This window comes from Rhizobium sp. rho-13.1, from assembly GCF_007000305.1.
Lineage (GTDB): Bacteria > Pseudomonadota > Alphaproteobacteria > Rhizobiales > Rhizobiaceae > Rhizobium > Rhizobium rhododendri.
Genome location: NZ_SCFL01000016.1, coordinates 17454 through 30471, shown reverse-complemented (window position 1 = coordinate 30471; position 13018 = coordinate 17454). Strand labels below are relative to the sequence as shown.

Annotated in this window: 9 protein-coding genes and 1 pseudogene; 3 read left to right on the top strand and 7 right to left on the bottom strand. The window is 60.1% G+C overall.

The annotated features are described in order from the left end of the window. Positions 1 to 281 precede the first annotated feature (281 nt). A complete protein-coding gene (locus tag EQW76_RS24040) occupies positions 282 to 1544 on the top strand; it encodes a L,D-transpeptidase family protein (RefSeq protein ID WP_142829033.1) in 1263 nt (420 codons plus the stop codon). Between the two features lie 4 nt (positions 1545 to 1548). On the opposite strand, the gene dnaE is transcribed toward EQW76_RS24040, so the two are convergent. Further along, positions 1549 to 5043, bottom strand: a complete 3495-nt coding sequence (gene dnaE, locus EQW76_RS24035) for a DNA polymerase III subunit alpha (RefSeq protein ID WP_142829035.1) — start codon at positions 5041 to 5043, stop codon at positions 1549 to 1551. Between the two features lie 357 nt (positions 5044 to 5400). Between dnaE and EQW76_RS24030 the strand changes: the two genes are divergently transcribed. Both EQW76_RS24030 and EQW76_RS24025 read left to right on the top strand, forming a co-directional pair. After that, positions 5401 to 5988: a hypothetical protein gene (locus EQW76_RS24030; RefSeq protein ID WP_202617109.1), complete on the top strand. Its 588-nt coding sequence runs from the start codon at positions 5401 to 5403 to the stop codon at positions 5986 to 5988. Between the two features lie 107 nt (positions 5989 to 6095). Next, positions 6096 to 6559, top strand: a pseudogene (locus EQW76_RS24025) (DUF5680 domain-containing protein). A 12-nt stretch (positions 6560 to 6571) separates the two neighbouring features. Here the strand turns inward: EQW76_RS24025 and EQW76_RS24020 are convergent. The 6 genes from EQW76_RS24020 to EQW76_RS23995 form a co-directional block, all read right to left on the bottom strand. Further along, a complete protein-coding gene (locus tag EQW76_RS24020) occupies positions 6572 to 7255 on the bottom strand; it encodes an ABC transporter ATP-binding protein (RefSeq protein ID WP_142829072.1) in 684 nt (227 codons plus the stop codon). A gap of 16 nt (positions 7256 to 7271) precedes the next feature. Then, positions 7272 to 8585 (bottom strand): lipoprotein-releasing ABC transporter permease subunit, encoded by a 1314-nt coding sequence (locus EQW76_RS24015; RefSeq protein WP_142829037.1) that lies wholly within the window; start codon positions 8583 to 8585, stop codon positions 7272 to 7274. A gap of 17 nt (positions 8586 to 8602) precedes the next feature. Next, a complete protein-coding gene (proS, locus tag EQW76_RS24010) occupies positions 8603 to 9925 on the bottom strand; it encodes a proline--tRNA ligase (protein WP_142829039.1) in 1323 nt (440 codons plus the stop codon). A gap of 602 nt (positions 9926 to 10527) precedes the next feature. Next, a complete protein-coding gene (locus EQW76_RS24005) occupies positions 10528 to 10803 on the bottom strand; it encodes a DUF1467 family protein (protein WP_111220589.1) in 276 nt (91 codons plus the stop codon). A gap of 116 nt (positions 10804 to 10919) precedes the next feature. Then, positions 10920 to 11324, bottom strand: coding sequence for a methylmalonyl-CoA epimerase (gene mce / locus EQW76_RS24000; protein ID WP_143123311.1), 405 nt, complete (start codon positions 11322 to 11324; stop codon positions 10920 to 10922). A 22-nt stretch (positions 11325 to 11346) separates the two neighbouring features. Next, positions 11347 to 13017 carry a ribonuclease J gene (locus EQW76_RS23995; RefSeq protein WP_111220587.1) on the bottom strand — a complete coding sequence of 557 codons (1671 nt, stop codon included), beginning with the start codon at positions 13015 to 13017 and terminating at the stop codon, positions 11347 to 11349. Position 13018: the final 1 nt, after the last annotated feature.

The window sequence follows — 13018 nt, the reverse complement described above, 5'->3', positions numbered from 1 at the left end:
GACATTTAATCTACCTTAAGGTTCATTAGTATTTACGATAAACTGTCATTCATGCAGACGTATAAGTGCATCGCATGACAGAAACATACAGCAACCTATACCGCTTTTTCGATGCAATACCAATCTCTTGAGTTGTTGCCAAGAGGTTTATTATTAAACCGTTATGAAAGTGGTATCCCCGCTCGACACAATCTTAACTTGCATTCGATGCGGTCTCAAGTCTTCCTTAAACTTCCCTTGCTATGGTCATAGTCACGAGTATTGCGTTTTTGGTGGACATCATGTTTACGCGTCTGGTTCTTGGTATCGGCTTGCTTTCGGCTACCGCAGTGACCCATCCGGCCGAGGCGGCCGATGCCCGGGTGCTTCAGATCGTCGTGTCGACGAACCGGCAGCAGTTATCGGTCTATGACGGCGACACCGTGGTCGCGACCTCGAAAGTATCGACTGGAAAATCCGGCCATTCGACGCCATCGGGCATCTTTTCGGTCCTGGAAAAGGAGGTCTACCACCGCTCAAACATCTATTCGAATTCGCCGATGCCGTTCATGCAAAGGCTGACGTGGTCGGGCATCGCGCTCCACGAATCCAGCTCTGTGCCGAACTATCCGGCCTCTCACGGCTGCGTCCGCATGCCAAAAGCCTTCGCCAAGAAGCTCTACGCAATGACGCAGCCCGGCGTGCACGTTGTCATCAATGACGCCGCCGTCGTACCCCAGCCGATCGAGCATGCGACGCTGTTTCATCCGCTGGCCCCGACGGTCAGTGGCCCGATGTTTTCCGAGCTGTCTCTGCGTCCGACGACGTCAGGCTTTCTGTTGCGCGCCGAGCCGGTGGAAGTAGCCATGAACGACACTGCCGCGCTGCCACCGCCGCCGGCACTCACTGCCCCGCGCAACGAGGCGCCGCTGAGCATCTTGATCACCCGACGGGGCTTGCGCGAAAACGTCCGCGACCTGCAGCAACTTCTATCCACGCTCGGCTTCGATGCAGGCCTTCCTGACGGCTATCTCGGCCCTGCCACCGTCCGGGCTATCCGCGATTTTCGGAGTGCCCATGGTCTCCCCGCAACAGGCGGGCTGATCGGGCCGGAACTGATGAAGGCCGTCTATGCCGCCGCCGGCAAGGGCGAACCACCGAACGGTGCCATCATGGTCCGCCAGGGCTTCAAGCCGGTGCTCGAGGCGTCGGCAACCATTGCGGAGCCACAGGAAGCTCTCGGAACGCATTTCTTTACCGCCCACGACGTGGAACGCGCCATTGGCCAGGCGCAGTGGTACGGCATGACGCTTGAGGGCGACCTGTCCAGGGATACGAAAAAGCGCTTCGGCATTACCAGCGAGAAACAATCGGAAGCCTTGGATGCCGCCGACCGGGCACTCGACCGCATCTCGATCCCCGACGACGTCAGGCAAAAGATCGAGGGCCTGCTGACAACGGGATCGTCGCTGACCATATCGGACACCGGCGTCGGCCCGGAGACCGGCGAAGGCACCGACTTCATCACTATCACGCGGCATGGCGGGCTGGCTACGAAGGGGTAACCTATCAAACCAGTTCGACGTCGATCACCCCCGGTGCGGAGCGCATCGCGGCGGCGATTTCGGGGGAGATGCGATACTTGTTGGGCAGTGCGACTTCGACCTCTCGCTTGCCGTCTTCCTTGATGACGATGAAGGATACCAAGCCGTCGCCCCTGGCGTTGAGATGAGCGGCGACCATCTTCAGCGGGCCTGAATCACGCACGAAGACGCGCATGGCCTTCTGCATCTGCAGCGATTTTTCCTCCAGCGACTGCACGGAATTCAGCCGCAGGCTGATACCTTCCGGCCTCTCCTCGGCGGCGGCGGTCAGCACGAAGGATTTGCCCACCTCAAGGATTTCGCGGTACTGGGCCAGCAGTTCGGAAAACATGACAGCCTCGAACTGCCCGGTGGCATCCGAGAATGTGTAGATCCCCATCTTGTTGCCGGTGCGCGTCTTGCGCTCCTGCTTGGCGATGACGGTGCCGGCCAGCCGCGCATTGCCGGCGCCGTGCTTGATGCCGGCAGAGAAGTCCGCAAAGCTCTGCACCCGTAACTTGTCGAGCACGCCGCTATAGGCATCGAGCGGATGGGCCGTGAGATAGAAGCCGAGTACCTGGAACTCCTTCAGCAGCCGTTCGGACGCAAGCCACGGCGTGAAGGCCGGGAAGGAAATCTTTTCCGGGCCGGAGGCGGAGCCCGAGCCGAACATGTCATGCTGGCCGCTGCGGCGGTTTTCCTGTGCAAGCTGGGCATAGCCGATCAGCCGTTCCATGCCCGCCAGAAGCTGGGCCCGGTCGATGCCGAAGCAATCAAAGGCGCCGGCATAGAGCAGGCTTTCGAGGACACGGCGATTGACTTGTTTCGGGTCGATGCGCAGGCAGAAATCCTCGATGCTAGCGAAAGGCTTGTCGCCACGCACCTCGACGATGTGCTCGACGGCGGCATCGCCAACGCCCTTGATGGCAGCCAGCGAATAAAAGATCGTTCGGTCGCCGGTCTGGAAATGGCGGAAAGAAGTCTGTACCGACGGCGCCACGACCTCGATGCCGAGGCGCTTGGCATCCTGGCGGAAATCGTTGACCTTTTCAGTGTTGGCCATATCCAGCGTCATCGACGCGGCGAGGAACTCGACCGGGTAATGGGCCTTCATATAGGCCGTTTGGTAGGAGACGATGGCGTAGGCGGCGGCATGCGACTTGTTGAAGCCGTAATTGGCGAATTTGGCCAAGAGTTCGAAGATGTTGTCGGACTGCACCTTCGAGACGCCGTTCTTCATCGAACCTTCGACGAAGCGAACGCGCTGCTGGTCCATCTCCGCCTTGATCTTCTTGCCCATGGCGCGGCGCAAAAGATCCGCCTCGCCAAGCGAATAGCCTGACAGGACCTGGGCGATCTGCATCACCTGTTCCTGGTAGACGATGACGCCCTGCGTTTCCTTGACAAGGTGATCGATCATCGGGTGGATCGACTCGATCTCCTCCTCGCCGTGCTTGCGGGCATTGTAGGTCGGGATATTTTCCATCGGGCCGGGACGATAAAGCGCCACCAGTGCGATGATGTCCTCGATGCAGTCCGGCCGCATGCCGAGCAGCGCCTTGCGCATCCCCTGGCTTTCCACCTGGAAGATGCCGACCGTTTCGCCGCGCGCCAGCTTCTCGTAGGTTACCGCGTCATCAAGCGGAATGGTGGCGAGGTCGACCGAGATGCCGCGTAGCTTCACAAAATCGACTGCCGTCTTCAGCACCGTCAGGGTCTTGAGGCCGAGAAAGTCGAACTTGACGAGGCCCGCCTGTTCGACCCACTTCATGTTGAACTGGGTGACCGGCATGTCGGAGCGCGGATCGCGGTACATCGGCACCAGCTTCGACAGCGGCCGGTCGCCGATGACGATACCGGCGGCATGGGTCGAGGCGTGGCGATAAAGACCCTCCAGCTTCTGCGCGATGTCAAGCAGGCGGGCGACCACCGGCTCCTTCTCGGCCTCCTCCTGAAATCGCGGCTCGTCCTTGATCGCCTGTGCGAGCGTCACCGGATTGGCCGGGTTGTTCGGCACCAGCTTCGAGATCTTGTCGACCTGGCCATAGGGCATTTCCAGCACGCGGCCGACGTCGCGCAGGGCAGCGCGGGCCTGCAGGGATCCGAAGGTGATGATCTGCGCCACCTGCTCGCGGCCGTATTTCTTCTGGACGTAGCGGATGACTTCTTCGCGCCGGTCCTGGCAGAAGTCGATGTCGAAGTCTGGCATCGACACACGATCGGGATTGAGAAAGCGTTCGAACAGCAGCGAGAAACGCAAAGGGTCGACGTCGGTGATGGTCAGGGCATAGGCCACCAGCGAGCCCGCACCCGATCCGCGCCCGGGACCGACCGGGATATCCTCGTTCTTCGCCCACTTGATGAAGTCGGCAACGATCAGGAAGTAGCCCGGAAAACCCATGCGCTCGATAACACCGAGTTCGAATTCCAGCCGGTCGCGATAGACCCGTTCGTCATAGCCCGGCGCCGTGCCGAGCGTCGCCAGCCGCAGGTCGAGCCCCTCGACAGCTTGCGCCCGCAATTCGAGTGCCTCGGCGCGCTCAGCCTCCTTCGGATCATCGCTGGCGCCGGTGAAGCGCGGCAGGATCGGCTTGCGGGTCTGCAGCACGAAAGCACAGCGCTCGGCGATCTCGACGGTGTTGGCCAGCGCCTCCGGCAGATCGGCAAACAGCCTTGCCATTTCGGCGCGGCTTTTCAGATAGTGGTCCGGCGTGAGGCGAAACCGGCTGTCGTCCGAGACGATCGCATTGTGGGCGACAGCCATCAGCGCATCATGGGCATCGTAGTCGTCGCGGGTCGGAAAGAAGGCCTCGTTGGTGGCGACCAACGGCAGTTCGTGCTCGTAGGCGAGTGCAATCATGCGTTGTTCGTGGCGGCGATCATAGGTGCCGTGGCGCTGCAACTCGACATAGAGCCGGTCGCCGAAAAGCGCCTTCAGGCGCAGCAGCCTCGCCACCGCCTTCTGCGGATGGCCTTCCTTGATTTCGATATCGACGGGCCCGCCAACGGAGCCGGACAGCGCGATCAGGCCGTCGGTACCGATCTCCTCCAGCCAGGACGCCTTGACATGCACGGCCTGACTATTGTCGCCGCCGAGATAGGCGCGACTGACGAGATCGACCATGCGCTCGTAGCCGGCGTCGCTGGCCGCCAGAAGCACGATGGCAGGCAGCTTGGCGAGCCCCTGCTGGCCGTTGCGCTTCTCGCCCTCGACACTGTCTTCCATGTCGATCGAAACCTGGCAGCCGATGATCGGCTGCAGACCCTCGTCCATCGCCTTCTGGGAGAACTCGAGCGCGATGAACAGGTTGTTGGTATCGGTGATCGCCAGAGCCGGCTGGCTGTCGCTTGAAGCCTTGGCGAGGATCTTCTTCAGCGGCAAAGCGCCTTCTAGAAGCGAATATGCCGAATGCACACGCAGATGCACGAACTCCGGCGACGATCCAGAGGGTCCGCCCTGCCTGTCAGTTGCCTCTGCCATGATAAGCCCTTCCGCATGCCCGAATGAATCGGTCCTATTGTCGGCATAGCGGTTAGCAAAGTCCAGAACAACTCAGGTCGGCAAGACCACGTGGCGGTCGTCATACCCGAAAACTTACATCGCCATGACGATGATCGACAGGCTGGTGACGAACATGACGATGGAGGCGAAAGCGGCGACGTCTCGAATAATATCGGTCATTGGGCCTCTCCGGTGTTGTTATGTTCCTTATATGTTCCCTTTATATTCACCTGTCAACAGCATTTCAGCGAGCTTGATTCAAATGCTGCTACGCTATTCCCTATGGCTGGGACGTACACCGACGCCATGCTATGAGCGTGCGTGGAGGAGATGATCATGAAAAATTTGGCCTTGGCGCTGGTCGGTGCCGCCTTATGCGTGTCGAGTGCGTTTGCCGGCGATATCGCGCCGGAAAAGATCATCGGAGCTGCGATCGGCGACTGGAACAGGGACGGCAATGCTGACCTCGCCCTGCTGATTGCCCCTGAGGATGATGGCGACGACATCGGCATCTACATCTACGTGCGCGACAGGGAGCATCTTCTCCTTCATCTCGCCGCAGCAGCACCGAACAAGGTATCCGGCAATACCAGTCTCGACGGAATGTTCGGCAGGGACGCAGGCATATCGACGCTGCCTAACGGCTCGATCTCCGTCCATTCGGAAAACAGCGGTGGTGGACGCGACCGCTGGGAGCAGACGCTGACGATCGCCTATCGCAACGCGACGTTCGTCGTTGCCGGCTTCACTTACACCCATCACGACACGCTGGATCCCGACAACAGCGGCACCTGCGACTATAATGTGCTCAGCGGCAAGGTCAGCAGCGGTGGCAAGGAACGCAAAGTCGACGCGAGGACGGTCGCAGTTGCCGACTGGGCGGATCAAACTGCCATGGACGCGTGTGGCATCCGCGATGAATGAGCGCCGGGACAATTACAGCGCCTGCAGCCAGATGCCTTTGTTCTTATTTTGTTCTTTACATGGCCGCGTGAAAATGCAACCCTGGGAATGCATCCAGGGGAGCAGTTATGGATCGGACGCTGCTGAATGACTTTATTGTCGTGGCGAAATCGCAGACCTATGTAGCGGATGCGGTAAAACTATCTTCCTGTCGTCCGGGGTCTCACGACACCGGTTACGAGCGCGGTCGGTGGCGTTATCTCGACAGCTATTTCGGAGGCTCCGATTTTGCCGGCCAGGAGGTGGTGTGGTTATCAGGCGATCCCGTCTGGGCGATGAATTATTTCGGGAGGATCATCGAGCCGGCACGATCGATGCTGTGAAGGCGGGCTGCGTCATCAAGGCAGCGTTGCGGCATCTGTATGTCGAGGAGAAGCGGTTCCTCGGTGGGTTGCAGTTCGACCATGACTTCGGTCGCTACACGGACGAGAGTAGCGGTGATTGCACCCATTTCAGCGGGCGCGAGCATATCATCGTAGACGGTCGCGCGGCCTATGAACTCGACTATCGCGGCGGCCTCATCGTGCCTTGACCGGCACGACGATCAGAATTCGACGACCTTGCCGCCCGAGATTGTAACGCGACGGTCCATGCGGGCAGCCAGATCGTGATTGTGGGTGGCAATCATCGCGGCCAGTCCCGATTGGCGCACCAGCGCCTCCAGGGCATCGAAGACGTAGTGGGCGGTGCCGGGGTCGAGATTGCCGGTGGGTTCGTCGGCGAGAAGCACCAGTGGCGCGTTGGCGACGGCACGGGCGATGGCGACTCGCTGCTGTTCGCCGCCGGAGAGCTCGGCCGGGCGGTGCTCGCCGCGATGGCCGACGCGCATGTAGTCGAGAAGCTGGCTTGCCCTGGCCCGGGCTTCCTTCTGCGTCAGTCCGGCGATCATCTGCGGCATCATGACATTCTCGATGGCCGAGAACTCCGGCAGCAGGTGGTGGAACTGGTAGACAAAGCCGATGTCGTTGCGACGGATGGCCGTGCGCTTCTCGTCGGTGAGGTTGTTGCAGGGATTGCCGTTGATCGTGACATCGCCGGCATCGGGCTGCTCGAGCAGGCCGGCGACGTGCAGCAGCGTCGACTTGCCGGTGCCGGACGGTGCAACGAGCGCGACGATTTCGCCGCGATGGAGCGCGAAATCTGCATCCTTCAGGATGGAGAGCATGGTCTCGCCCTCACCATAGTGGCGATCGATGCCGGTCAGCTGAAGCACGACGTTGGATTTCATGGAAATGCTGGCATCCTTATTCATAGCGCAGCGCCTGGACCGGGTCGAGCCGCGAGGCACGCCAGGCGGGGAAGATCGTGGCGAGGAACGACAGGCCAAGCGCCATGACGACGACAGTGACAGTTTCGCTGAGGTTCATCTCGGCCGGCAGCTTGCTCAGGAAATACAGCTGCGGATCGAACAGCACGGTGCCGGAAACCCAAGAGAAAAATTTGCGGATGGATTCGATGTTGATGCAAACGAGGACGCCGAGCGCGACCCCACCAAAAGTGCCGACGATGCCGATAGCTGCCCCGGTCATGAAGAATATCCGCATGATGGAGCCGGATGTCGCCCCCATCGTCCTGAGGATGGCGATGTCGCTGCCCTTGTCCTTCACCAGCATGATGAGGCCGGAGATGATGTTCAGTGCCGCGACCAGCACGATCATCGTCAGGATCATGAACATGACGTTGCGCTCGACTTGGAGGGCCGAGAAGAACGTCTCGTTGCGGGCGCGCCAGTCAGTGAGGTAGACCTGCCGGCCGGCTGCTGCCTCTATCAAAGGCTTGATGGTGTCGACATCGTCGGGCTTGTTGACGAAGATCTCGATGGATTGGACGATGCCGGGCGAGTTGAAATAGAGCTGCGCCTCTTCGAGCGGCATGAAGACGATGGAGGAATCGTATTCGGACATGCCTATCTCGAAGATACCGGAGACGGTGTAGGATTTTACGCGCGGGTTGACGCCGAATGGCGTGACGTCGCCGTCGGGTGCAATGAGAGTGATCTGGTCGCCGGCGGCCAGCCCCAGCTGCTGTGCCATGCGCGAGCCGATCAGCACACCGGTGCCGGCGGCAAAGCCCACCATGTCGCCGCTCTTTATGTTGCCGGAGACGGTCTTCAGCTTCTCAAGATCCTCGGCACGAATACCGCGGATCAACGCACCGCTGCCGACGCCACCCCGGCCGGAGGCGAGCGTTTCGCCCTCCACCAGCGGCAGGGCCATGGTCACGCCGGGAACGGCCGCAAACTTCTTGGCAAGTGCCGCGTAGTCGTTCAGCGGAGTGTCGATAGGCTGGACGATGACATGGCCGTTAAGGCCGAGGATGCGCGAAATCAGTTCGGTGCGGAAACCGTTCATGACCGCCATCACGATGATCAGCGTCGCGACGCCGAGCATGATGCCAATGAAGGAAAAGCCCGCAATCACCGAGATATAGGCTTCCTTGCGCCGGGCGCGCAGGTAGCGCCAGGCAACGAGCCGTTCGAATGCAGAAAATGCACGCGACGGCGAGCGAGCGCCAGATGTCTTTTCCTGTTTGGCCACTGCTGCGCCGCTTACCGCCATACCCTGTCGTCCTTCGCTCAGCCCAGAAGCCGGTTGATTGCAGCGTCCATGGTCATGGTCTCGCGCGCACCGGTCTTGCGATCCTTGACCTCCACCTCGCCCGACGCAACGGAGCGCGGACCGACGATGATCTGCAGCGGCACGCCGATCAGGTCTGCCGTCGCGAATTTCGTGCCGGCTCGTTCGTCGCGGTCATCGAGGAGGATGTCCCTACCCGCCTTGGTAAGCGTCGAATAAAGCTTTTCGCAGGCAGAATCACAGGCTTCGTCACCCGCCTTCATGTTGATGATGATGGCATCGAAGGGGGACACGGATGCTGGCCAGATGATTCCGTTTTCATCGTGCGACGCTTCGATGATGGCAGGCACCAGACGTGTCGGTCCGATGCCGTAGGAGCCCATGTGAACGAGGTGCTCCTTGCCATCGGGACCCTGTACCTTGGCGTTCATCGGCTCGGAATATTTGGTTCCGAAATAGAAGATGTGGCCGACTTCGATACCGCGTGCGGACAGGCGCTCGCTATCGGGGATGGCGTCGAAGGCCGCCTCGTCGTGCATTTCGGAAGTGGCGGCGTAGACCGATGTCCACTTTTCGAAGATCGCGTTGATGCCGGCGATATCGTCGAAGTCAGTGTCCTCGGCGGGGATGTCGAATTTCACAAAGTCGCGGTGGCTGAAGACTTCCGACTCGCCGGTGTCGGCCAGAATGATGAACTCATGGCTAAGGTCGCCGCCGATGGGGCCGGTGTCGGCACGCATCGGGATGGCGCGCAGGCCAAGCCGCTCGAACGTCCGCAGGTAGGCCGCGAACATCTTCTTGTAAGAATGTTCGGCACCCTCCTTGGTCAGGTCGAAGGAATAGGCGTCCTTCATCATGAACTCGCGCGAGCGCATGGTGCCGAAGCGCGGACGGATCTCATCGCGGAATTTCAGCTGGATGTGATAGAGGTTGAGGGGCAGATCCTTGTAGGATTTGACCGACGAACGGAAAATGTCGGTGATCATTTCCTCGTTGGTCGGGCCGTAGAGCATTGGCCGGTCCTGACGGTCCTTGATGCGCAGCATTTCCTTGCCGTACGCTTCGTAACGTCCGCTTTCCTGCCAGAGTTCGGCTGACTGTAGGGTCGGCATCGACAGTTCGATGGCGCCGGAGCGGTTTTGCTCCTCGCGAATGATGTTGTTGACCTTGTCGAGAACACGCTTGCCGAGCGGCAGCCACGAGTAGATGCCCTGGCTCTGCTGGCGGATCATGCCGGCGCGCAGCATCAGTCGATGCGAGACGATTTCCGCTTCCTTGGGATTTTCCTTGAGGATAGGCATGAAGTATCGGGACAGGCGCATCGCATATTCCAGAGGTTGTACGAATCCGCTATTGGCGGAATCGCAAAAAAGTTAACGCTGGGGGCGTTCATAGCTGCTTCGCGGACGGAAAGAAACCCGCATTTGCCCGCCTTCACGGCGCATCGGGGGACCGGATGCGCCATCCCCACCTTTCGGCCCACCGCGCCAAAATGACGCACGATTGACGACTTTAGCAAAAACTTGTCAACAGAAAAAATTTGCGCAGGTGTAACAAATATGCAAAAAAACAGATGACAAAGCCCCCTCCTTGGGCTAGTTTCAGCTCACAAAAGAGGCAGGATGATTAAATTCCTGTCGATCTCGCGGTCAAGTCTTGGGAGGATTAGATCTTAGGCGCGCTTAGTCGCAGCCCCGGTAACGGTTACGGATCACGCGATACTTTGAAAACAAGGCTTCTGGCCTTGTTTTTTTTTGGCCTTTCACGAAGCCCGAAATATTAACATCCAGGCGGCGGATCGGACTTCCCGCAGTGCGGTCTATGCATCCGATAGATGACGGGCGTATGACACACTGCATGGGTTGCAGCGATGACAGCAACCTTGCCGATTATCGCGCGCAAAGCGCTGCCACATCCAATTCCACTATTCGAAGCGCGGAACGATCTGCGGAATGGCGTCGATGCTGAGGCCCAGATAGGTGGAACAGATATACCACGTGCCGTAGAGAATACCGGATGTCAGCGTCGTCAGCATCACCACCCTTGCAGCCCTGAATTTCGTTGGGGCGCTTGCCACGGTGCCGAGCACAACATGGTTATCTTCCTCCTGCGTCCGGAGGCCGATTGGCAGAATGGCGAAGAGCGTGATCCACCACACTACAAAATAGACTGCCATTGCCGATAGTACAGGCTGTATCATGCTGCGCTCCTCACCACAGATGGCAGCCAGCGGAAATCAAGACCGGACTGCACACTCTCCCGCTCCGACTATAAGGGCAACGCGGGGCGGCGCCAAGCACTGCCGCATGCTTCTTGTCAGATCTGTTCGAGCTCGATCAGCGTGCCCATGAAATCCTTTGGATGGAGAAAGAGCACCGGCCTGCCATGGGCGCCTATCTTCGGCTGACCGTCGCCAAGCACCCTCGCCCCGCCGGCAAGCATCCGGTCGCGGGCCACGATGATGTCGTCCACCTCGTAGCAGACATGGTGCATGCCGCCATCCGGATTTCGGGCAAGGAATGCCGAAAGCGGCGAGCCGGTGCCGAGCGGCTCCAGCAATTCGATCTTGGTATTGGGAAGTTCCACGAAGACGACTGTCACGCCGTGGTCGGCGAGCGCCTGCGGCTGAGACACTGCCGCCCCCAGTGTGTCCCGGTAGACAGCAGCAGCGGCAGCCAGGTCGGGAACGGCAATGGCAATGTGATTAACCCGCCCGAGCATGGCTGCCTCCGTGTGTGATGCCTCAGATCTTGTTCATGAAGACGGTGACGATCGGCTTCTTCCCCCAGACGGCATTGGCTGTCGAGCGAACGGCGCGGCGTACCGCTTCCTGCAGCATGGCGATATCCTTGCGGCGAGCGCGCGGAATGCTTTCGATGGCGCTGACGACCGCGTCGAACAGCGTGTCCTCCATCTCTTCGCCCTCGACGTCGAACTGCGGCAGGCCGATTGCAACGAGGTCGGGGTCTCCGACGATGTCCAGTTTGCTGTCGAGCAGAACGTTGATGGTGACATGGCCAACGAAGGAGAGCTTCTTGCGGTCGCCGATGCCCATTTCATCGTAGTCGCCGATCAGCGTGCCGTCCTTGAAAATACGGCCGTGCGGCGCTTCGCCGATGACTTCGACGGGACCTGGCGCCAGGCGCAGAATGTCGCCGTTGCGAACCTTCGGCACGAGCGGAATGCCGGACTGCTCGCCGAGCAGTTTCTGGGCGACGAGATGGGCGGCCTCGCCGTGCACAGGCACGAGCACCTGTGGGCGAACCCACTGGTACATCTGCTGCAATTCGTTGCGGCGGGGATGGCCGGAGACATGCACGAGGGCATCGTTGTCGGTGATGATCTGGATGCCTTGCTCGATGAGGCCGTTCTTGATATCGCCAATGGCCTTTTCGTTGCCGGGAATGGCGCGCGACGAAAACACGACGATGTCGCCGGACGACAGCGCGACGTTGCGCATCTCGTCGCGGGAGAGCTTGGCGAGTGCCGCGCGCTGCTCGCCCTGACTGCCGGTCAGGATGATGACGACCTTGTCGCGGGGGATGTAGCCGTACTCGTCTTCGGCGATGAACGGCTTAATGCCCTCCATCAGGCCATTGTCGCGTGCAACCTCGACGACGCGCTTCAGCGACGAACCAAGCAGCAGGATCTCGCGTCCGGCTGCTTCCGCAGCCTGGGCGACGGTGCGGATACGACCGACGTTCGAGGAGAAGGTGGTGATCGCCACCCGGCCTTCGGCGCTGGCGATGATCCTGCCGAGGCTTTCGGACACGGATTTTTCGGAAGGGGAAACGCCGTCGCGCATGGCGTTGGTAGAATCGCAGAGCAGCGCCAGAACGCCCTCGTCGCCAACCTGGCGGAAGCGGGCTTCATCGGTGAAAGGTCCAAGCGACGGCTCGTGGTCGATCTTCCAGTCGCCGGTGTGGACGACATTGCCCAGAGGCGTTCGGATGACAAGCGACATCGGCTCTGGAATGGAGTGGTTCACGCCGATAGCCTCGACTTCGAACGGACCGATATTTACCCGGTCGCCGGCCTTGAATGGCGTTATCGGGATCTGGCCCATTGTGTTGCGCTCATAGTTGCGCTTGGCTTCCAGCAGGCCGGCGGTGAACCCGGAGGCGTATACCGGGACATTCAGGCCTGGCCACAGATCGTTGAGGGCGCCGTAGTGGTCCTCGTGGGCGTGGGTGATGATGATCGCCTTGAGGTTCTTGCGTTCCTTGGCGAGGAAACGGATGTCAGGCAGCACGAGATCGACGCCCGGCAGGTCCGGACCGGGGAAAGTCACGCCGCAATCGACCATGATCCATTGACGATGGTCCTTGGGGCCGTAGCCGTAGAGCGCGAGATTCATACCGATCTCGCCAACGCCGCCCAGCGGCAGGAACACCAGTTCGTCTTGATTAGCCATT

Bases quoted from the DNA above. Each gene is read 5' to 3' on its own strand.
- EQW76_RS24015 (WP_142829037.1), bottom strand. From the start codon at position 8,585: ATGGCGGTAAGCGGCGCAGCAGTGGCCAAACAGGAAAAGACATCTGGC.
- proS (WP_142829039.1), bottom strand. From the start codon at position 9,925: ATGCGCCTGTCCCGATACTTCATGCCTATCCTCAAGGAAAATCCCAAG.
- EQW76_RS24040 (WP_142829033.1), top strand. From the start codon at position 282: ATGTTTACGCGTCTGGTTCTTGGTATCGGCTTGCTTTCGGCTACCGCA.
- EQW76_RS23995 (WP_111220587.1), bottom strand. From the start codon at position 13,017: ATGGCTAATCAAGACGAACTGGTGTTCCTGCCGCTGGGCGGCGTTGGC.
- EQW76_RS24020 (WP_142829072.1), bottom strand. From the start codon at position 7,255: ATGAAATCCAACGTCGTGCTTCAGCTGACCGGCATCGATCGCCACTAT.
- EQW76_RS24005 (WP_111220589.1), bottom strand. From the start codon at position 10,803: ATGATACAGCCTGTACTATCGGCAATGGCAGTCTATTTTGTAGTGTGG.
- EQW76_RS24030 (WP_202617109.1), top strand. From the start codon at position 5,401: ATGAAAAATTTGGCCTTGGCGCTGGTCGGTGCCGCCTTATGCGTGTCG.
- mce (WP_143123311.1), bottom strand. From the start codon at position 11,324: ATGCTCGGGCGGGTTAATCACATTGCCATTGCCGTTCCCGACCTGGCT.
- dnaE (WP_142829035.1), bottom strand. From the start codon at position 5,043: ATGGCAGAGGCAACTGACAGGCAGGGCGGACCCTCTGGATCGTCGCCG.